Below are 20,162 nucleotides of genomic sequence, written 5' to 3' on the forward strand. Positions count from 1 at the left end.
ATGTGATAATTCAATTAAATTTTTAGAATAATCAAAAAATATTCCTTTTACATAGAAAGGATTCGAACCTTATATGAATATTATGCCGGGGGTGACGAAATGTTATTTTTTCTGAAGAAATGGAATGAATTAAAAGATGTGAAATCTGAATTGGCACTTCGTGATTGGTTTTATGGTACCAAAATTAGCTTATCGCTATGTACGTCAAAAGAGCCGTTAACATTTTTAGTAAATGTTGAGGGAAGAGATAAAGGGCTATTTTCGGAAGAAGATTTTATTGTCGTAAATTGCATGTGCGAGTCAGTATTTGAAAATGAAGAAAAACCAGCTGCAGAGTCATTTATGCATGCGGATATTTATAAAAAAAGTAGTGCAGGATGTATTTTACAAGTGCAGACTGTAGATAGTCATTTAATATCAGAGTTATATGGGGAAGAAGGAGAAGTAACGTTCGATAAACGCAGTGTGGAGCGTGTTTTCGGAAAAGAAGGTATAACAGAAATGACAATTCCAATTGTAGAAGATGAAAAAAAATTCGCTGATTTATTAGAAAGCAATGTTCCGAATTTCATTGAAGGTGGAGGAGTAGTTCTTGTTCATAATTACGGCATGATTGTGTGGGGAAAAACGCCAGAAGAAGCGAAAAAATGGCTAGAGGGTATAGAATATTTAATGAACTATCATGTAAAGTTATTAATGATTAAGGGTGCAAGGAGCTCTGTTATATAAAAATGGATGTGATATGGATACAAGTTAATAAACAAATGAAAGCGTTTTAAAAATAATTTCACTCATAAAATATAGGTCTCCTTATTATATATAGATTACATGTTGACATGTAAGGAGGAACATATTTTGCGAGTTAAATATCATTTTCTGCCAAAGCAGCAAGTAACATTTTGCAAGATAAATGATTCTGGTGAAGAGGCACTGCAAATGATGAACGAAACGGGATTTCGAGCCATCCCGGTATTAGCAGAAGATGAGAAGAAATTCACGGGGATTATTTATAAAGTAGATTTATTGGAAAAAAATGCAATAGCGGATTAGAGCATGTAAGTGCAGGGGATATGCTTGATGATTCCAATGCATTTATTTTTGAAAAGGATTCATTCTTCAGAGCTTTTTATGTAATTCGTCGGCTTCCGTTTTTAGCCGTGCTAAATGATTATAATGAATTTGTCGGTATGTTAACGCATTCGAATATATTTGATGTTATTGAAGATTCATTTGGTATGCGAACAGGTGGTTATATATTAACAATTGCAACACAAGATTGTAAGGGAACGATTAAAGAGCTTGGGACATTGTTAAAAGCATATAATATCGGTGGCCTATTTACGTTAGATAACGGTGATCAATATATCCGCCGCGTTATTGTAAATATATCAGATGAGTTAGATGAAACAAGATTAAAGCAATTAATCGGAAGAATAGAGAAAAAAGGATTCAGAGTGAGTCATGTAGATTATATTTAAGTTAAAAAAAGTACCTATCTGTTATATATAGATAGGTACTTTTTTGTCCCGCCATTTGTGGGCAGTAAAATCCGCGCTTCAAAATTCAGCGCAAGTAAAGAAGTTAAGTGGGGGGACGGATTGCCCATAAAAGCCCAATTGGTGAGGGCTGATTAAAGTTTTACTTTATGTGAGTAATGAACTTTATTTTGAAACAGGAGGCGGGGATAATGCTAGATCAGATAAGAAAATAAAGTCTGCATGCTCACGAATTTTAGGGATAGAAGTTTCAATAACGCGTGATGTAATTTCACCTGGAGGGCCCACATGCCCGATAGCTACCATAATAGGTTTTTCTTGAATTTTTTTGATGAGTAATTGGGCTTGTTTTGAAATATGTCCTGCTGTATACACATCATCAAAAAATAGTTGGTTTTCAATAATAGGAACTCCTAATTCTTTTCCGATTTTTGGGACGACACTATTAGGATTCGTTTTACTATCTAAGTAAAATAAACCGTGTTTTTTACAAGCAGCAAGTATAAGGCGAACAATTCTTTCATCCGCTGTTACTTTTGACCCCATATGATTGTTCATTCCAATTGCATGCGGTACTTCTCGAATCGCTTGTTCAAGTCGGTTGTTTATTTCTTCATCGCTTAAATCAGTTGTAATTGCTTTCGGCCCAAGCCATTCTTTTTTACCTTTTATAGGTTCCATTGGCATATGTATAATAACTTCATGGCCTTTCTTATGGGCAGCTATTGCATCTTCTTTTGTGGAAGGAAGAAAAGGCATAACAGCAACAGTGAGTGGAATGGGAAGTGATAACATTTGATTAGTCCCCTTCATATTATTTCCGAAATCATCAATGACAATAGCAACTTTATTCGTATGAGCATTTGCTTGAATAGGAAATAAGAAGGACGGTAAAAACAAAACAATGATGAATAATGCAATCGTATATTTTCGCATATAAATATTTCCTTTCTATTGTTATCCCGCTATTTGTGGGGAGTAAGACTCCTACCTCAACATTGGGCTGGATAGGTGGGAGATTCACTGCCTACCCGATTGGTGAATGCTAATAATCAGTGGGGGCTGAACAAAAAACACTGATTAAAGTTTCACTTTATCAATCATCATTATGTTTTGCTTTTTTATATAAATTAAACAAAAAATGTCGAAGAAAAGTAGGTGGAAAATTAAGAATCCACGGTTTACGTAGCATTTATAAAAAAACAAGATGAAAAAAATGTCTATTATTGCGAATGTATTTACAAAGATAGAATAATTTGTAATAATTCTCAAAGTGAGGGTAAAGATTTGTAAATTACAGGGAGAAAATGTTAAAATTTCTGATTCTTCAAATTTGCATATGATTAAGTAGTTAAAAAAGTCAATGGAGAAGTGAAGTTAAGAGCATGGAAGTATAATAAGGGGGATATGAATGTTTACTGTAAAAAGGAAGTACACATTAGAAAAGCTTTCACGTGATATTCATATGAAACGTGAAGAAATGATTCAACTAGGATTAACAAGTGGGCTAAATAGTAGGGAGACAATTCAAGTTAGTCAAGAATTGGACAAGCTTATTTTACAATATCAATGTTATAAAGAAAAACAAACACCGAAATGGTTTTCAATTATAAAAATACCTATTTTCCAAATCGGGTATGAAGGAAAATCAAATAATTTTTGGCGAATGCTTGTGGCTGGTTTTATGAAATAAGTATAATTACCCTTATAGGATAAGGATAATTATACTATGTGTAACGGAATTTCGATATGAACTGTTGTTCCTTCGTTTTCTGTACTGTCAATAAAAATATGCCCATTATACATCTCTACAATTCGTTTACATATGACAAGTCCAAGACCTGTTCCAGTATCTTTATTAGTAAAGAACGGATGAAAGAGGTGTTTTTGAATATGTTGCGGAATCCCTTTTCCAGTATCTATAATCTGCAATTGTGCGTGTGTTTCATTGTTTTTTACTACAATGGTTAGTGTATCACTAGAAGTCATGGCCTCAATTGCATTTTTTGTAATGTTTAAAACCACTTGTTTCATATGGTCTTTCGAACAACGGATATGAACAGGATGGTCTGGCAAATGTAAATGGAATACAATGTTATGTAAATTCGCCTCAGATTGAATAATTAATGCTACCTCATTTAGAATTTTTCTTACATCATACGTTTGTTCGATGATGGCGGTTGGCTTTCCGAGAATAAGAAATTCACTTACAATTTCATTGATTCGCTCTATTTCTTGTTCAATTACGGAAAAGTAGAACTGATCTTGCTCATCTTTATATTTCTCTTTTAATAGAGCGACGAGTCCTTTAATTCCAGTAAGAGGATTACGGATTTCGTGTGCTGTACTCGCTGCAAAAGTTCCAACTAATTCAATTTTTTGTAGTTCATTTTGTTGCCTTTCAATTTTTGTTTGACGTTTTAACAACATATATTGAGCAAGTAAAAATAAAATAGACATTAAAAATAAAGTAGCTATACACTCTATTGCAACCCACTGGTATAAGGTTTTTTGATGAATAGGTAATGGAGAAACAGAGACCTTCCAATTTAATCTTTGGAGTGGGGTAGTAAGCATATTAGAATGCGTATCACTTGTGTCGTTATTATCATCGGTTAGAAAAACTACATCATGTTTATCAGTTACCTCAAAATGGTATTGTGGTTTAATGGCATTTAAAGAAGATGAAATGTAATCAAAGCGTAAACTAGCTAATAATAATCCTGAGAGCTCCTTCTGTTTATTAAATATGGGGGCAGCAATCATAATAGCTTTATGTCCAAGAACGCGATCAGTAATGACTGATGATACAGTGGTTTTTTTAGTTTGGAGCGCGTCTTGAATATATTTACGGTCTGAAACATCTATAGGCTTTGATTCATCTTCAGATGCGATTGTAATGACTCCTTCTGGTGTAGCGTAATATAGACCAGAAAAGCGTGCATCGTTTCCATCTGTATCATGTACAATTTGTTTAATACCATTTATATTACCAGTCTCGGTGCCTACAACTTTTGCAAGCATGTCTAAAGCAGAAATTGCTTCACCAAGATGATGATCCAAATAATCTCTATATAAAAAGAGAACTGTATGAGCAGATAATTTGTTTTCCTGTTTCATTTTATATGTATGATACGAATAAAATGTAGCACCAATCCCTATTGTCGGTAGGATAACAAGCAATATATATACAATTATGCTTTGGAATTTGACTTTCAAATGTGGTACTCCTTCTTTTTTTATTATCATTATATATAAACTATGTTAAAATTGTCATGTTTTTATTCAAGAATGATCCTTAATATATTAGGGGAGAGGAAATGGATGAGTGAATGCTCATTCGGAATTCACAGGAAGTATGAACTGGCATTTTCTTTTTATTGCTGAGAATTTAAGTGAAGGGTTGAAAGTTGTATGACATCAAATAATGAACGAGAAGATATTTCTCAATCTTTAAAAGTATTTATTGCATTATCTCGTGTACATCGTTCTGTTATGGATACTACAAATAAATCTATACAAAGTAACGGGTTAAATCCAACTGAATTTGCTGTATTAGAACTGCTATATCATAAAGGCGGTCAACCACTTCAGCAAATTGGTGAGCGTATTTTAATAGCTAGTGGCAGCATTACATATGTTGTAGATAAGCTGGAGAAAAAGGGATTAGTAAAGAGAATTCCATGTCCGAATGACAGACGTGTTATTTACGCGCAATTAACTGAGTCTGGCGAGAACTTTATTGCTTCTATTTTTCCGGGGCATGAGAAAGTTATACATCAGTCTTTTGAAATGTTAACGAAAGATGAAAAAGATGAATTACTTGATTTATTAAAAAAAATTGGGAAGTATGAAAAATAATATGTTCCAAAGGAGCTTTGGATAAATAAATCCAAGGCTTTTTTATTTGTAATGAGCTCAGGGCAATCACTGCCGAAATTTGTTGAAAATTAAGAGGGAATTCAAGAATACGTATTGAATTATAATAAAGGTATGTAATGGAGAGGAGGCTCGTTCATGTCATTTAAAGACTATGAATATAAACGCCCAAATATTGAAGAGTTAAAAGAGAAATTTACTGTTGCTTTAGAGAAGTTTGATAACGCAAAAACTGTAGAAGAACAAAAACAAGTCATTCATTCAATTAATGAGATTCGCAACGATTTTGGTACAATGGGAAACCTTTGTTACATTCGCCATTCTGTTGATACGACGGATACTTTTTATAAGGAGGAGCAGGATTTCTTTGATGAATTCTCTCCAGTTGTACAAGGATATGGTACAAAATATTATAAGGCACTCATTAATTCTCCATTTCGTGAAGAATTAGAGGCGTATTATGGAAAACAATTATTTGCTCTAGCAGAATGTGATTTAAAAACATATTCAGATGAAGTCGTGAAAGATTTACAATTAGAAAATAAATTATCATCGCAATATACACAGTTATTAGCATCTGCAAAAATTGACTTTGCTGGAGAAGAAAGAACGTTATCGCAACTGATTCCGTTTATGCAAGGAAAAGAAAGAAGCGAACGTAAAGCAGCAAGTGAAGCATACTACGGATTTTTAGCTGGAAATGAGGAAGAACTAGATCGTATTTATGATGAGCTTGTTAAAGTGAGAACGAAAATCGCAAAATCTTTAGGTTTCAAAAACTTTGTTGAACTTGGATATGCAAGAATGTACCGTACAGATTATAATGCGGAGATGGTGGCTAATTACCGTCAGCAAGTGCTAGATTATATCGTTCCCGTTACAACGGAATTAAGAAAGCGACAACAAGCACGTATCGGTGTAGAGAAGTTAGCTTATTACGACGAAAACTTTGAGTTTGCTACAGGTAACCCAACTCCAAAAGGAGATGCGGATTGGATTGTTGATCATGGAAAGACAATGTATAAAGAGTTATCGGCTGAAACAGATGAATTTTTCAATTTCATGCTAGATAATGATTTATTAGATTTAGTTGCGAAAAAAGGAAAAGCTGGTGGCGGATATTGTACATATATTGAGAATTATAAAGCGCCATTTATTTTCTCAAACTTCAATGGAACATCTGGTGACATTGATGTATTAACACATGAAGCAGGTCATGCTTTCCAAGTATATGAAAGTCGTAAATTTGAAATTCCAGAATATAATTGGCCAACATATGAGGCGTGTGAAATCCACTCTATGAGTATGGAATTCTTTACATGGCCATGGATGAAGCTATTCTTTGAAGAAGATGCAGATAAATATTACTTCTCTCACTTAAGTTCAGCACTTCTGTTTTTACCTTATGGTGTATCTGTTGATGAATATCAACATTATGTATATGAAAATCCTGAAGCATCACCTGAAGAGCGTAAGACAGCATGGCGTAACATAGAGAAGAAATATTTACCACATCGTGATTATGAGGAGAATGATTATTTAGAGCGCGGTGGTTTTTGGCAACGTCAAGGGCATATTTATAGCTCACCGTTCTATTATATTGATTACACGCTTGCTCAAATTTGTGCGCTACAATTTTGGAAACGTGCAAGAGATAATAGACAAGAGGCGTGGGAAGATTATGTGAATCTGTGCCAACAAGGTGGAAGTAAATCGTTCTTAGAATTAGTAGAGGTTGCAAATTTAACATCACCATTTGCTGAAGGCTGTGTGAAAAGTGTTATTACAGAAATTGAAGCATGGTTACATGCGATTGACGACACAAAATTGTAAAAAACATGCGCTTTTTTTCACATGTTTAACATCGACATAATGGGAAAATGATGAGATAATAAAAGAAAATTCAGAATACTAAAGGGGTGTTTCTAATAAGGAGCACCTCTTTTCACCAACAAAAGGGGGGAACAAGTATGCTTCAATCTAATATGGATGTAAGTTTAGAAAGTTTAGTAAACTCATTACAGGCTACTCGAAGCACGCTATTATCAGAAATTGAAATGTTAAATGACACAGAAGTGAATGTAAAGCCACGCCGTGATAAATGGAGTATTATTCAAATTTTACACCACTTGCATTTAGTTGAACAATCTGTCACGTCTGCCCTTGTATATGCTTTACAAAAAAATGAAAGAAACATGACTCCATTTAAAGACCTCCAACTTACGCTTGATCGCACACATAAACGAGAAGCTCCTCAGCAAATGCAACCAACAGAAACTTTAATGAAAAAACAGCAAGGAATTCAATTGCTAGAACATTCACGCCAAGAACTATTACACGCGCTTCATAGTGTTATAGATGAAAAAGATCTATTTGAAAATGGATTAAAGCATCCTGTTTTTAATGATCTGAATTTGTATCAATGGGTTCAATTTCTTGATTTGCATGAACAAAGACATCTTACGCAGTTAAAAGAGGCGAAACATGCAATTTTGCAACGCTAAAGTGGAAGAAGTGGGAAACCACTTCTTTTTTGATACGTGCATAGTTTTCTTTCTTATTTTGGAATACTACATGGAGAAATAAGAAAGAAAAGAAGGAGTTGAAAAAAACATGTCTAAGAAGAAGCGAGAAGAAGAGCGCGCCTGGAAAGCACGTAAAGAAAATCAACAACCGCACGGAAAAGTGAAAGCTTTTGCTGAATTAGTTGAAGGAACAGAAAAAACGTGATGAGTATTTCATCACGTTTTTTGTATGAGTGGAAAAGTTAATAAAAAGGTTGTACCGATTCCTTTTTCACTTATAATATCAATTTTTCCATTCATAGCTTGAACAACACTGAATACGACCATCATTCCAAGTCCAGTACCTTTTTCTTTCGTTGAATAAAAGGGCGAACCAAGACGTTTTACTTGTTCTGAATCCATACCGACTCCTGTATCTTTTATATATAACTGAATATGCTTATGATCAGGAACTAATGTGAAATAAAGATCACCGCCTTTTGGCATAGCCTCAATGCAATTTTTTAAAATATTTAATAAACATTGATTTAGTTTTTGCTTTTCTCCAGCGATAAAAAAAGAAGTGCTTTGCTTTATATAATGAGTACGTACATTTGTTAAATTAGCAAGTGGTGTAATTAGCGACAATGCATGTAGTAATTCTTCTTCTAACTGTAATATTTGTTCTTTTTCAATGCTTGGTTTAGCAAAGGTTAAATAATCTGTAAGAACATGATTTGCTTGTTCGATGCCATTAATGGCAATGTCGATATATAATTTTCGTTCCTGCTCAGTGCATGTATCTGATTGTAACAGTTGTAAAAAACCTTTCGTTGAAGTTAATGGATTGCGAATTTCATGAGAGATAGACGCTGCCATTTCACCAATTAAATGAAACTTTTCAGCATTTATAAGTTCATTTTGGAGACGAACTTGAGTTTGTAATATGTGTAGTAAATATAAAATTAGAATCGTACCAAGCATTGAACATAATTCATACACAATAATATGCGGTATATAATCAGTCTTATTTGTAACCTTTGAAAGGAAGAAGGGTATCCAACTAAATCCGTATGTGAGACTGTAGATAATAGCAAGTGTTATTTTTATACGATTAGAAGTTCGATTGAAAAATTTATATGTTAATAATAGAACAATAAATAGAAGAACAGAACCGATAAGAGATGGGAAAACACCTACCCCACCTAATAATAAGCGATATATGTTTAATACAACTAAGATAGAACCACCAGCAATAGGCCCTCCCGTTAATGTACCGACAATTAATACAATATGGCGCATATCAAATTGAAAACCATTATTTGTTTTTGCTGCAAATGTAATACAGAGTACGGTAGCGAGGCAACAGAGTACAATGAATATAGCTGAATTTAATTTAGGAGAGCGTTTCCCTTTTTGATTCCAAAATAAATGATATACGAGCATTGTAATCAGGATGAATAATATATTTAAAAAGAGATAAATAATAAAGGATTTCAGTGGGATGCCTCCTCTCTTCTTATATTAAATTAATCATACTATAAAATGAAAGAAATGAAATAATAAATAGCGGAAAAATCAGAAATTTTTACGCTAGTATACAATATGTTACAATAAGCTATGTCAATGAAAGAAGAAATTCCGTGCACCGCGCGGGAGAGGTTCGCGAACTCCCTCTATAAAAAACTATGGAAACAACAATATCCTTAGGTATTGTTTTGTTTTTTTATTGTGACAGTTCAAGAACGTTCTTTCTTCTTATTTATAGTAGAGAAGGAGAATGAGTGAAATGAAAAAAGAAAAAGCAGTTGTTGTTTTTAGTGGAGGACAAGATAGTACGACATGTTTATTTTGGGCAATAGAGCAGTTTGCAGAGGTAGAAGCTGTAACGTTTAATTACAATCAACGTCATAAGCTAGAAATTGATTGTGCAGCGGAAATTGCAAAAGAACTAGGAATAAAGCATACGGTACTAGATATGAGTTTATTAAATCAACTTGCTCCAAATGCGTTAACGAGAACGGATATGGAGATTACACATGAAGAAGGTGAATTGCCATCGACATTTGTAGATGGACGAAATTTACTCTTCTTATCATTTGCTGCTGTATTAGCAAAACAAGTTGGAGCACGTCATATTGTAACGGGTGTATGTGAAACTGATTTCAGTGGTTATCCAGACTGCCGTGACGTGTTTGTGAAATCGTTAAATGTTACTTTAAATTTATCTATGGATTACCCGTTTGTCATTCACACGCCACTTATGTGGATTGATAAGGCTGAAACATGGAAATTATCAGATGAACTTGGAGCATTTGAGTTTGTTCGAGAAAAAACATTAACATGTTATAACGGAATCATTGGTGATGGTTGCGGTGAATGTCCAGCATGTCAACTTCGTAAAGCAGGATTAGATACGTACCTACAAGAACGCGAAGGAGCGAACAACTAATGGATAACTTTTTTGGATTTCGCATCGTAGAGAATTTGCAAAAAATGGACAAGGATATTCAGCGTAAACAACTCAAATACCATAATAAAAGAGTAATGGTCAGCAAGGAATTTACATTTGATGCAGCACACCATTTACACTGTTATGAAGGGAAATGTAAAAACTTACATGGTCACACATATAAAGTTGTATTTGGAATTAGTGGATATGTAAATGAAATAGGTCTTGCAATTGACTTTGGAGATATAAAAGAAATTTGGAAGAATGAAATAGAAATTTATCTAGATCATCGTTATTTAAACGAAACGTTACCTGCAATGAATACGACTGCTGAAAATATGGTCGTTTGGATTTATGAAAAGATGGCAGAAGCACTAACAAAAGAGAATCGAGTGAACGAATATAAAGGAGCTCGCGTTGAATTTGTTCGTTTATTTGAGACGCCGACTAGTTATGCGGAAGTAAGACGGGAGTGGATGCTTGATGAGTAAAATCCCTGTCTTAGAAATATTCGGTCCGACTATTCAAGGTGAAGGAATGGTTGTAGGGCAAAAGACAATGTTTATCCGTACAGCTGGTTGTGATTATAGCTGTGCTTGGTGTGATTCTGCTTTTACGTGGGATGGATCAGCTAAAGATCAAATTAGACAGATGACACCAGAAGATATTTGGGATGAGCTTGTTGCAATTGGAGGAGAAAATTTTTCTCATGTTACGATTTCAGGTGGAAATCCGGCATTATTGAAAAATATTGAGTTTCTTCTTTCTATATTAAAGGAAAATGGAATGCGAACGGCAATTGAAACGCAAGGGAGTAAATGGCAAGATTGGTTACTTCAAATTGATGAGATAACAATTTCTCCAAAACCACCAAGTTCAACGATGAAAACAGATTTTCAGAGGTTAGATGCTATTATTCAGAAACTAGCAGGAAAAGATATTAGTTTAAAAGTAGTAGTATTCGATGATCATGATTTTGAATATGCAGTTAAGATGCACGAACGTTATCCAAAGGTACCATTTTTCTTACAAGTAGGAAACGATGATACAAAAACAGTGGATGATGCGATGCTTATAAAAAAATTATTAGATAAGTATGAATGGCTGATTGATAAAGCTGTAAATTGTAAAGAGATGAATGATGCAAAAGTATTGCCTCAGCTTCATGCGTTAGTATGGGGAAATAAGCGCGGCGTATAACGAGAAGGGATGTTTAAAATGACAGGAAGATTAGATGAAGATTTAAAAGATGTAACATTACTAGGGAATCAAAATACAAAATATTTATTTGAATATAGCCCAGAAATATTAGAGGTATTTGATAATAATCATCCAAACCGTGATTATTTTGTAAAATTCAATTGTCCTGAATTTACAAGTTTATGCCCGAAAACAGGACAACCAGATTTTGCAACAATTTATATTAGCTATATTCCAGAGCAAAAAATGGTAGAGAGTAAATCTTTAAAGTTGTATTTATTTAGTTTCCGCAATCATGGTGATTTCCATGAAGATTGCATGAACGTTATTATGAACGATTTAATTAAATTAATGGATCCACGTTATATTGAGGTATGGGGGAAATTCACACCACGTGGTGGCATTTCAATTGATCCATACTGCAACTACGGGCGCCCAGGGACGAAGTATGAACAAATGGCTGATTACCGCATGATGAACCACGATCTATATCCGGAAACAATTGATAATCGTTAATAGAAAGAAAGGGCCTGTATACTATACAGGCCCTTTCTTTCTATTATATTATGCATTTTGATTAATGACAGTATAGTTTTTATGACTTACAACTGTAAGAGGTTCCATATCTAGTTCTCTAAAATTCTTCATAATTGTTATATCAACAATAACAGAGTTTTGATTTACTTTTTGAACACGGCCTTGCATTCCACCTTTAAATTCGATGATATCTCCAGTTTCTGCGATCTGCATAAGCAACTCTCCTTGTTACAGTTTTCCCAAAAAAAGAATAAATTTGGGTTTTTTTATTTCCTCCTATTTTGAACCATATTTCCTCCTTTGTAAATGTTTCCAAAGTAAAAATTCGAAAAATATTCACTTTTTGTAAGAAAATATGTAGAAAATCCATGTTTTTTGAAAAAAATAGCAAAAATGCGAGAATCTTTATATCGAGGTATAATGAAAAAGTAGAATAACCTGCTGAAGTGGGAGAAATTAGAGGCGGTAAAATGATGTTTGAATTTGTGGGGAGTGTTATAGCTTTAATTTTATTTTTATTTTCTTATATGCATTTAAAAAAGATTCGTCAATATGATACGAGTACATATTTTGATGGGATGGATGGTATCCATGCTTCGATAACACATGATAGTGGTGGGGAGATGTAAAGGTATATAACTTTATTTTCTTGCGTGGTATGATGTTTAGAACTAGTGCATAATAGAGTTCATAAGTGATGAATGGAGAGTGAAAAGAATGAAGATTTCTTTTATTCGTCATGGTCGCTTAGATTGTACTATAGAACCAATGACGGTTACATCCTTTCATGAATGGATAAAAGGATATGACTTACATACTATAACAGAAAAACAACCTATACCATTGGAAACAAGAGAAGCGGTTGAAGTAGCGAAATTGATTGTAACGAGTGATCAAAAGTGTGCTGTACAGTCAGCAGCTGAATTAATGGATTCTTTATGTTTTATACAAAATTCTCTTTTTAGGGAAGCGGCAGTTCCGGCGAGCTTTTATGCGCCAAAATGGTTGAAGTGTAAACTTAACGTATGGATGTGTATTGGACGAGCATTATGGATACTTGGTTACCATAAAAATGTTGAATCTTATAAGGAAGTAAGAGAGAGGGCAAGGCAAGCAGCTTACGTATTACATCGTTATGCTCTCGTACATGGAAGTATTGCTCTTGTAGGTCATAATTATTTTAATTCGATGATTGGAACGGAGCTGAGGGCAATGGGATGGTTTGGTTCGCCTATTTTGCATAGAAAGCCATGGGGATGTACAACATATACGTTTCACGAGGCGATGGATGGAAATATATTAAATACGAATTTAACATAAAAGCACACGATTTATATAAATCGTGTGCTTTCTTTTTAAGATACAGAAATTTTGACGTTTAATGGTTTTACGAGATGGGCATAAGGTTCGCCTACTAGCATAACAATTTCATCTTTTTTATAACCTAACTTTTCGTATAGTGAATAGGCGCGTGTGTTTTCTAAATTAACAAGTAAAGCGATTTTTTCATGCCCTTTTTCAGTTGCATAGATTTCGGCAGCTTCAATTAATTTAGAACCGATACCTTTTCCGCCGTGTGCACTTGAAACTGATAGTGTATCAATGTAATACTCATCAAGCTCAGCTTCTTTTTCTAACGTAATTGATTCATCTTTATGTAATTCTCTTAAGTGATGTACAATTGGTGCGTCAAGCTGTGTTGCTTCACTACCGTGATAAGCGACAATAACTCCAACTGCACTCTCGTCTTGTTCATAGACAAAACAGTTTTCGTAGCTCAGACGGTTATTTTCTTTTGAGAACCATGTCTCAAGTCCTAGTAATACTTCTACTTCATCTGTGCTACCTGTGATTTTTTCAGCAATTTCATGCAGAGCATTATACAATAAAGGAGCTATTGCCATTGCATCTGTCTTTTTTGCTTTCCGAATCATAGTATCCCTCCTAGTTCTATTTGTATATTGTAGCATAGTGGTATGGAACTTTGCATAATTGAATGCCGAAATGTTTGATATAGAGAAGTAGCTATGTTAGTATATGATATTTAGTGGACATATAGTAAAACGATATTGTTTGCGAAATAACGAAAATAAAATCATGACATAACAACGAGATAAAGTGAAACGTTAATCAGTAAGATTTTTTGTTCATTCCACGACTGATTAGTAGTCAACACCAATCGCACTACCTGCAAATAGCGGGATAAATTTACAGTTGTTGACCTATAGAATATACGATAAAATAAAATATTGCAGAGAGGTGAAATACATGGATAAAGAATTAGCAAATACAATTTTAGATCAGCTAAAAAATGGTGAAATAAAGGAGTATGTTGTTACGAAAGATGTATTTTATACGTTCAGAGAAGTTGTTGTAAATAGAGAAGACTTTAAGCATTTCATTGGTAACGCACAGCGAGGCGGGCAAGTGATTTATACATATTCAGAAACGCCACGTTCATAAAGAGGAATTTTGATCAGCAGGGCATCTCTCACTGATTAGTAGACTTTCACCAATCGGACGTTTAATGCGGGATAAATAAAAGATAAAGGAGAGGGGAATTATGGGCGATTTTAAACAAGGCATTTTACCACATTGGGATTATATGTGGAAAGATAGAGCCGGCAATCGATTTATGGGAATGGTTATGTATCCAGAGAAACGAAAATGTTCAGCAAAAATGCTTCAGAAAATAAAAAGAGCATATGAAGAAGCAGTAGAAATTAAAGTAACTGTACAAGTTCGACATACATATCAGTACGTAGAAGGAATGATTGTATACTTTGATGAAGAGGCTCCGGTATGTACAATGATTGATAAAGATGAAAATCCGCATCATATATTTGTAAAAGATATTTTGCGCATTGAGCACTCTGAATAAACTTTTCATAAATAAATTGAAGTTCCATAATAATAATCTTTTTCTATAATAGTTATCTTTTAGTATGTAACGAGAAACGAAAGTATATGTATAATATATTTAATAAGGTAAATTTGATAAATGTAATCGTTTTTTAGAGCAGATTATAGTTTCATATCTGTTCTTTTTTGCGTGATGCTGGAGAAATATATTTCTTCAGCATCTACCGTTTTATGACAAAATATATTGTTAACTTTTTTAAAAATAAGGTTAAATTCGTTGACAACTTTTTTGAAAAGCACTTTATTGACATGAGTTTTAGAATGTTGTTTCATAGTCATTGTATTGAAAAAAAACGGCTATCATGTCGAAAAGTAAAAGTTAAAAAAAGAAAGAATTTATACATATATCTTGTGTCTTATTTTGAAACGTAATACAATATATAGAGGAATCAAGAACAACATATAGAGAATATAGATTTGAGAGGGAGGGTCGGAAATGTTAGTTGCATATGATTCTATGACAGGAAACGTGAAGCGTTTCATTCACAAATTAAATATGCCGGCCGTTCAAATTGATGAAGATCTAGTAATAGATGAAGACTTTATTCTTATTACGTATACAACAGGTTTTGGCAATGTACCAGAACGTGTTTTAGACTTTTTAGAGCGCAATAATGAAAAATTAAAAGGCGTATCTGCAAGCGGCAATCGTAACTGGGGAGACATGTTCGGTGCAAGTGCTGACAAGATTTCTACTAAATATGAAGTGCCTATTGTATCAAAATTTGAGTTATCTGGAACAAATAACGATGTAGAATATTTTAAGGAAAGGGTGCGGGAGATTGCGACACATTGAACTGAATAATGAAATCACGCAAATGCAGGACGGTTTTTATCAGCTTCATAAAGATAAAGAGGCATTAGAAGTCTTTATGGAAGAAGCTAGAGAGAATACCGTTCCTTTTAATAGCGTGGCAGAGCGAATGGAGTATATGAAAGAACATGATTACTATTACAACGTTCTGGACGAGTATAGCTTGGAGGAAGTAGAGGAAGTATATAACATCGCTTATGGTGAAAACTTCGAGTTCCAATCTTATATGGCAGCATCTAAGTTCTACAAAGATTATGCGTTAAAAACGAATGATCAAAAACAATACTTAGAAAGCTATGAAGATCGTGTAGCAATTGTTTCATTATACTTAGGACGCGGTGATGTTTCGAAGGCAAGACAATTCGCAAGCATGATTGTAAAACAAAACTACCAACCAGCGACACCAACCTTTTTAAATGCGGGAAGAAGCAGAAGAGGAGAAATGGTGTCTTGTTTCTTGTTAGAGATGGACGATAGCTTAAATTCGATCGGCTTTAACATTAATACTGCGATGCAATTATCGAAAATCGGCGGGGGAGTAGCTTTAAACTTATCTAAGCTACGCGCACGCGGTGAGCAAATTAAAGGTATCGACAACGCTGCAAGTGGCGTAGTACCTGTTATGAAATTGCTTGAAGATTCGTTTTCATATGCGAATCAGCTTGGCCAACGAAAAGGTGCCGGTGCAGTATATTTAAACATTTTCCATTGGGATATTATTGAATTCCTGGATTAATTGGTAGTCCCTCTACACAGTAATGTGTATGAGAAAACCTTGTGAACCTAACCAATAGGGTGTCGCATTAGCGGCTAACGGTATCAGTTGAATAAGGGGTAAAAGAAAAAGAACCCGCGAAGAAGCTGACTAAGAGAGCCTACGGTCCATGCAAGTGGATAGCAGGTAATACCGTGCCAAGCTTGAAAGAAATATTACTTGGGTGAAGTGGAATCTTATATTCACCGGAGGCGAGATTCCATGAACTGTGGAATTTATTTGATAATTAATAAGGAAAACAGGAAGTTTTATATTGGTAGTTCTAATAATTTTAAAGTACGATTTAAAACTCATAGAAATCAATTGAATGCTAATCGGCATCATAGTAAACATTTACAAGCAGCCTGGAATTTATATGGTGAGAATAAATTTGAGTTTAAAGGGATAATTGAATTACCAGATGATAAGGACATTCTTCATAAGATAGAGCAAAGTTTATTAAGTCAATATTATGGGAAACAGTATTGCTACAACGGACATCCTATCGCTAGAGGTGGGGCGTTGAGTGGGGAAAAGAACCATATGTATGGGAAAACCCACTCAAAGGAAGTAAAAAAGTTTCTTTCTGAAATTAATACTGGGCCTAATAATTATTGGTATGATAAACCTCAACATATGGAGAATATGAGATCTAAGATTACTAAACGATTTCATGGTAGAAAACATACTGATGAAACAAAAGAAAAAATGTCTAGATCTCGTAAAGGTAAAAAGCATACAAAAGAAACATGTATGAAGATAAGTAAAGCTCAAAAAAATCAATATAATTCAGGTAGAGAAAAACAAAAAAAGCCAATTGTTATAAATGACATTTACTATGAGTCTTTAGCAGAAGCCGGACGAGTGTTTAATGTACCTGCTAATACGATAAAATATAGAGTACTATCCAATAACTTTCCTAATTATCAATACTTTCAAGAAGGTGTAGAGACTATCGAACGCGCGTCATTAGACGAAAGCTAGTAGAGTAGGCTGGAAATAGGTACCAGTCGAAGTGCAAGGCAACCAGTTACAGGTTGATGATATAGTCCAACCTTCATAGAAATATGAAGACGAGTTGACCAAAAAAATAAATGCCGATGAGAAGAGCCGTATTCAGTCTCTATCAATCGGAATTATCGTTCCAAGTAAGTTCTTTGAGCTTGCTGAGAAAAACGAACCTTTCCATGTTTTCGCGCCTTACACGGTGTATAAAGAATACGGAAAGCATTTAGATGACATTGATATCGATGAAATGTACGATGAATTAATGAGCAATCCGAAAGTGAAGAAGAAGCCACTAGATATTAGTGCACGTGATATGCTTATTAAAATCGCTATGATTCAGCTTGAGTCTGGTTACCCATACTTAATGTTTAAATCAAATGCAAATAATCAACATCCATTGAAGGATATTGGAACTGTGAAGATGTCGAACTTATGTACAGAAATCTTCCAGCTTCAAGAAACTTCAGAAATAAATGATTACGGTACAGATGACATTATCCGTCGTGATATTAACTGTAACTTAGGATCGTTAAATATCGTAAACGTAATGGAAAATAAAGAAATTCGTGAAGCAGTTCATGCGGGAATGGAAGCTTTAACAGCTGTTTCTGATATGACGATTATTCCGAATGCACCAACTGTGAAAAAAGCAAATGACGAGCTTCATTCAGTTGGACTTGGAGCAATGAACTTACACGGATATTTAGCAAAAAATAAAATCGCTTATGAAAGTGCAGAAGCGAAAGAATTCGCTCGTACATTCTTTATGATATTAAATTACTACTCTATTGAGAAAAGTATGGAAATCGCTACAGAAAAAGGCGAGACATTTAAGGACTTCGATAAATCTGATTATGCGAATGGCACATACTTCGAAAAGTATGAAACGACAGATTACAGCCCAGTAACTGAAAAAGTTCAGCAACTATTTGAAGGAATTCATATTCCAACAAAAGAAGATTGGACAAGTTTAAAAGAGCAAGTGCAGAAGAATGGTTTATACAACTCATATCGTCTTGCCATTGCTCCAACACAATCAATCAGTTACGTTCAAAATGCAACTTCAAGCGTAATGCCGATCGTAAGTCAAATCGAATCAAGAACATATGCGAATGCGACAACATATTATCCAATGCCGTATTTATCAAAAGATACGTTCTGGTACTATAAATCTTCTTACGATATGAATCAGTTTAAATTAATTGATTTAATCGCAGAAATTCAAGAACATATTGACCAAGGAATTAGTACAATTCTTTACGTTAATAGTGATATTTCAACACGTGAATTAGCACGTTACTACATCTATGCACATAAAAAAGGCTTAAAGAGTCTGTATTATACGAGAACACGTAAATTAAGCGTGGAAGAGTGTGTGGCTTGTACCGTTTAATATAAAAAGTGAGACATGATGAGCAGGGTTTTCTGAACCCTGCTCATGCTTAGTTATCATATTTAGAGAAGGGGCGATTTAATGCGTGCGGTAAACTGGAACAAAAAAGAAGATGATTTTAGTTTAATGTTTTGGAAGCAAAACATCGCTCAGTTTTGGACAGAAGAAGAAATTGCGGTTTCGTCTGACAAAAATACTTGGGTGCAATTATCGAAAGAAGAGCAAATTGCTTATAAGCGTGTATTAGGTGGTTTAACACTTTTAGATACGAAACAAGGTGGCGAAGGAATGCCACTTGTACTGGTTCATCTTGAAAATTTACAAGCGAAAAGTGTATTAGCTTTCATGGGAGCTATGGAAGAAGTACATGCGAAAAGTTATAGTCACATTTTCACAACATTAGCTACAGAAGAAGAGATTGATGATATTTTTGACTGGGTAGACAATCATCCGTTACTTGAGAAAAAAGCTGGTATTATTACTAGTTACTATCGTCGTTTATTAAAGCCTGAAGTAACAAAAAAAGAGTTATACATGGCAATGGTAGCAAGTGTGTTCTTAGAAAGTTACTTATTCTATAGCGGATTCTTCTATCCACTTTACTTAGCTGGTCAAGGAAAACTAACAGCAAGTGGTGAGATTATCAACTTGATAATTCGTGATGAGTCAATTCACGGCGTATTCGTCGGTATTTTAGCACAACAAATCTTCGCAGAACTTTCTGTAGAAGAGCAACAAGAAGTGCAAAAAGAAACACAAGAGTTATTAATGGAACTATATGAAATTGAAATGGCCTATACAGAAGAAATTTACACTTCTATCGGTCTTGTAGAAGATGTAAATCGTTTCGTTCGTTACAATGCGAATAAAGGGCTTATGAACTTAGGACTTGAGCCGAAGTTTGAAGAAGAAGAAATTAACCCAATCGTTTTAAATGGTTTACGTACAGATACGAAAAACCATGATTTCTTCTCTGTAAAAGGAAATGGTTACGTAAAAGCAACGAACGTTGAAAAGTTAGCTGACGATGACTTCGTGTTTAACTTTTAATATAGGATTATAAAGAAAAACTGTCTTATTCATTGATAAGACAGTTTTTCTTTATAATTTTGTTTACATAACACTATTATTTTTGTATAGCGATTTATATTTGGGAAGTTCTATTCGTTTAACGGATAGAACTTTTTTGTAATTAAATGGGTA

The 20,162-nt window shown here is 34.2% G+C and carries 22 protein-coding genes, 3 pseudogenes and 1 riboswitch; of the genes and pseudogenes, 20 read left to right on the plus strand and 5 right to left on the minus strand.

All coding sequences use genetic code 11. The features are described 5' to 3' along the window. Positions 1 to 99 precede the first annotated feature (99 nt). Positions 100 to 729, plus strand: a complete 630-nt coding sequence (locus MHH55_RS00680) for a class II aldolase/adducin family protein (protein WP_000896006.1) — start codon at positions 100 to 102, stop codon at positions 727 to 729. A 126-nt stretch (positions 730 to 855) separates the two neighbouring features. Further along, positions 856 to 1,478: pseudogene (gene cbpA / locus MHH55_RS00685) on the plus strand (cyclic di-AMP binding protein CbpA). A 183-nt stretch (positions 1,479 to 1,661) separates the two neighbouring features. Here cbpA and MHH55_RS00690 read toward each other — a convergent pair. Next, a complete protein-coding gene (locus MHH55_RS00690) occupies positions 1,662 to 2,432 on the minus strand; it encodes a divergent polysaccharide deacetylase family protein (protein ID WP_001234110.1) in 771 nt (256 codons plus the stop codon). Between the two features lie 475 nt (positions 2,433 to 2,907). Here MHH55_RS00690 and MHH55_RS00695 point away from each other — a divergent pair, with 475 nt between their 5' ends. Next, positions 2,908 to 3,189 (plus strand): aspartyl-phosphate phosphatase Spo0E family protein, encoded by a 282-nt coding sequence (locus MHH55_RS00695; protein WP_000495536.1) that lies wholly within the window; start codon positions 2,908 to 2,910, stop codon positions 3,187 to 3,189. A gap of 29 nt (positions 3,190 to 3,218) precedes the next feature. Here the strand turns inward: MHH55_RS00695 and MHH55_RS00700 are convergent, their stop codons facing one another. Further along, positions 3,219 to 4,715 carry a DUF3149 domain-containing protein gene (locus MHH55_RS00700; RefSeq protein WP_000865068.1) on the minus strand — a complete coding sequence of 499 codons (1,497 nt, stop codon included), beginning with the start codon at positions 4,713 to 4,715 and terminating at the stop codon, positions 3,219 to 3,221. 195 nt (positions 4,716 to 4,910) lie between these two features. Here MHH55_RS00700 and MHH55_RS00705 point away from each other — a divergent pair, with 195 nt between their 5' ends. The 4 genes from MHH55_RS00705 to MHH55_RS00720 all read left to right on the plus strand — a co-directional run bounded on the left by MHH55_RS00705 (position 4,911) and on the right by MHH55_RS00720 (position 8,105). Beyond that, positions 4,911 to 5,357: a MarR family winged helix-turn-helix transcriptional regulator gene (locus tag MHH55_RS00705; RefSeq protein ID WP_000203336.1), complete on the plus strand. Its 447-nt coding sequence runs from the start codon at positions 4,911 to 4,913 to the stop codon at positions 5,355 to 5,357. A 156-nt stretch (positions 5,358 to 5,513) separates the two neighbouring features. Next, positions 5,514 to 7,208, plus strand: coding sequence for a M3 family oligoendopeptidase (locus tag MHH55_RS00710; RefSeq protein ID WP_000008577.1), 1,695 nt, complete (start codon positions 5,514 to 5,516; stop codon positions 7,206 to 7,208). A 137-nt stretch (positions 7,209 to 7,345) separates the two neighbouring features. Next, positions 7,346 to 7,879, plus strand: coding sequence for a DinB family protein (locus MHH55_RS00715; protein WP_000941961.1), 534 nt, complete (start codon positions 7,346 to 7,348; stop codon positions 7,877 to 7,879). A gap of 109 nt (positions 7,880 to 7,988) precedes the next feature. After that, a complete protein-coding gene (locus tag MHH55_RS00720) occupies positions 7,989 to 8,105 on the plus strand; it encodes a DUF6254 family protein (RefSeq protein WP_000038355.1) in 117 nt (38 codons plus the stop codon). Positions 8,106 to 8,116: 11 nt separating this feature from the next. Here MHH55_RS00720 and kinB read toward each other — a convergent pair whose 3' ends face one another. Continuing rightward, a complete protein-coding gene (gene kinB / locus MHH55_RS00725; RefSeq protein WP_000964154.1) occupies positions 8,117 to 9,325 on the minus strand; it encodes a sporulation sensor histidine kinase KinB in 1,209 nt (402 codons plus the stop codon). Positions 9,326 to 9,531: 206 nt separating this feature from the next. Continuing rightward, a riboswitch (PreQ1 riboswitch) is annotated at positions 9,532 to 9,575 on the plus strand. Between the two features lie 93 nt (positions 9,576 to 9,668). Between kinB and queC the strand changes: the two genes are divergently transcribed. The 4 genes from queC to queF are packed head-to-tail and all read left to right on the plus strand — an operon-like array spanning position 9,669 to position 12,047. Next, positions 9,669 to 10,331, plus strand: coding sequence for a 7-cyano-7-deazaguanine synthase QueC (gene queC, locus MHH55_RS00730; protein ID WP_000711595.1), 663 nt, complete (start codon positions 9,669 to 9,671; stop codon positions 10,329 to 10,331). Further along, positions 10,331 to 10,822, plus strand: a complete 492-nt coding sequence (gene queD, locus MHH55_RS00735; protein ID WP_000368414.1) for a 6-carboxytetrahydropterin synthase QueD — start codon at positions 10,331 to 10,333, stop codon at positions 10,820 to 10,822. The genes queC and queD overlap by 1 nt, the downstream gene beginning before the upstream one ends. After that, positions 10,815 to 11,531: a 7-carboxy-7-deazaguanine synthase QueE gene (gene queE, locus MHH55_RS00740; protein ID WP_000036294.1), complete on the plus strand. Its 717-nt coding sequence runs from the start codon at positions 10,815 to 10,817 to the stop codon at positions 11,529 to 11,531. Before queD ends, queE begins: the two co-directional genes overlap by 8 nt. A gap of 18 nt (positions 11,532 to 11,549) precedes the next feature. Next, positions 11,550 to 12,047: a preQ(1) synthase gene (gene queF / locus MHH55_RS00745; RefSeq protein WP_001986050.1), complete on the plus strand. Its 498-nt coding sequence runs from the start codon at positions 11,550 to 11,552 to the stop codon at positions 12,045 to 12,047. Positions 12,048 to 12,095: 48 nt separating this feature from the next. Here the strand turns inward: queF and MHH55_RS00750 are convergent, their stop codons facing one another. After that, complete coding sequence (locus tag MHH55_RS00750; RefSeq protein ID WP_001165082.1) at positions 12,096 to 12,281, minus strand: YkvS family protein; 186 nt, start codon at positions 12,279 to 12,281, stop codon at positions 12,096 to 12,098. A 260-nt stretch (positions 12,282 to 12,541) separates the two neighbouring features. Between MHH55_RS00750 and MHH55_RS00755 the strand changes: the two genes are divergently transcribed. Both MHH55_RS00755 and MHH55_RS00760 read left to right on the plus strand, forming a co-directional pair. Further along, complete coding sequence (locus tag MHH55_RS00755) at positions 12,542 to 12,697, plus strand: hypothetical protein (RefSeq protein ID WP_000461432.1); 156 nt, start codon at positions 12,542 to 12,544, stop codon at positions 12,695 to 12,697. Between the two features lie 88 nt (positions 12,698 to 12,785). Beyond that, entirely contained in the window at positions 12,786 to 13,388 is a 603-nt protein-coding gene (locus MHH55_RS00760) for a hypothetical protein (RefSeq protein ID WP_000703100.1), read from the plus strand. Between the two features lie 35 nt (positions 13,389 to 13,423). Here MHH55_RS00760 and MHH55_RS00765 read toward each other — a convergent pair whose 3' ends face one another. Further along, a complete protein-coding gene (locus MHH55_RS00765) occupies positions 13,424 to 14,002 on the minus strand; it encodes a GNAT family N-acetyltransferase (protein WP_000619545.1) in 579 nt (192 codons plus the stop codon). A gap of 334 nt (positions 14,003 to 14,336) precedes the next feature. On the opposite strand from MHH55_RS00765, the gene MHH55_RS00770 reads away from it, so the two are divergent. The 7 genes and pseudogenes from MHH55_RS00770 to nrdF all read left to right on the plus strand — a co-directional run bounded on the left by MHH55_RS00770 (position 14,337) and on the right by nrdF (position 20,009). Then, the gene (locus MHH55_RS00770; protein WP_000356684.1) at positions 14,337 to 14,531 is read left to right on the plus strand and encodes a hypothetical protein; all 195 of its coding nucleotides are present in this window, start codon (positions 14,337 to 14,339) and stop codon (positions 14,529 to 14,531) included. Between the two features lie 100 nt (positions 14,532 to 14,631). Then, positions 14,632 to 14,949 carry a hypothetical protein gene (locus MHH55_RS00775; protein WP_000502205.1) on the plus strand — a complete coding sequence of 106 codons (318 nt, stop codon included), beginning with the start codon at positions 14,632 to 14,634 and terminating at the stop codon, positions 14,947 to 14,949. A gap of 477 nt (positions 14,950 to 15,426) precedes the next feature. Then, entirely contained in the window at positions 15,427 to 15,786 is a 360-nt protein-coding gene (gene nrdI / locus MHH55_RS00780; RefSeq protein WP_000959447.1) for a class Ib ribonucleoside-diphosphate reductase assembly flavoprotein NrdI, read from the plus strand. Further along, positions 15,773 to 16,537, plus strand: a pseudogene (locus MHH55_RS00785) (ribonucleotide reductase N-terminal alpha domain-containing protein); the annotation flags it as partial. The gene nrdI and the pseudogene MHH55_RS00785, both read left to right, overlap by 14 nt. Positions 16,538 to 16,780: 243 nt before the next feature. Then, complete coding sequence (locus MHH55_RS00790) at positions 16,781 to 17,542, plus strand: group I intron GIY-YIG endonuclease (protein WP_000995587.1); 762 nt, start codon at positions 16,781 to 16,783, stop codon at positions 17,540 to 17,542. Between the two features lie 97 nt (positions 17,543 to 17,639). After that, positions 17,640 to 18,959 (plus strand): annotated as a pseudogene (locus tag MHH55_RS00795) (ribonucleoside-diphosphate reductase subunit alpha); the annotation flags it as partial. An 81-nt stretch (positions 18,960 to 19,040) separates the two neighbouring features. Then, on the plus strand, positions 19,041 to 20,009 hold the full coding sequence (nrdF, locus tag MHH55_RS00800) for a class 1b ribonucleoside-diphosphate reductase subunit beta (protein ID WP_001203031.1): 969 nt from the start codon (positions 19,041 to 19,043) through the stop codon (positions 20,007 to 20,009). Positions 20,010 to 20,162 lie beyond the last annotated feature (153 nt).

This window comes from Bacillus sp. FSL K6-2944 (assembly GCF_038005385.1).
GTDB classification, from domain to species: Bacteria; Bacillota; Bacilli; order Bacillales; family Bacillaceae_G; genus Bacillus_A; species Bacillus_A cereus.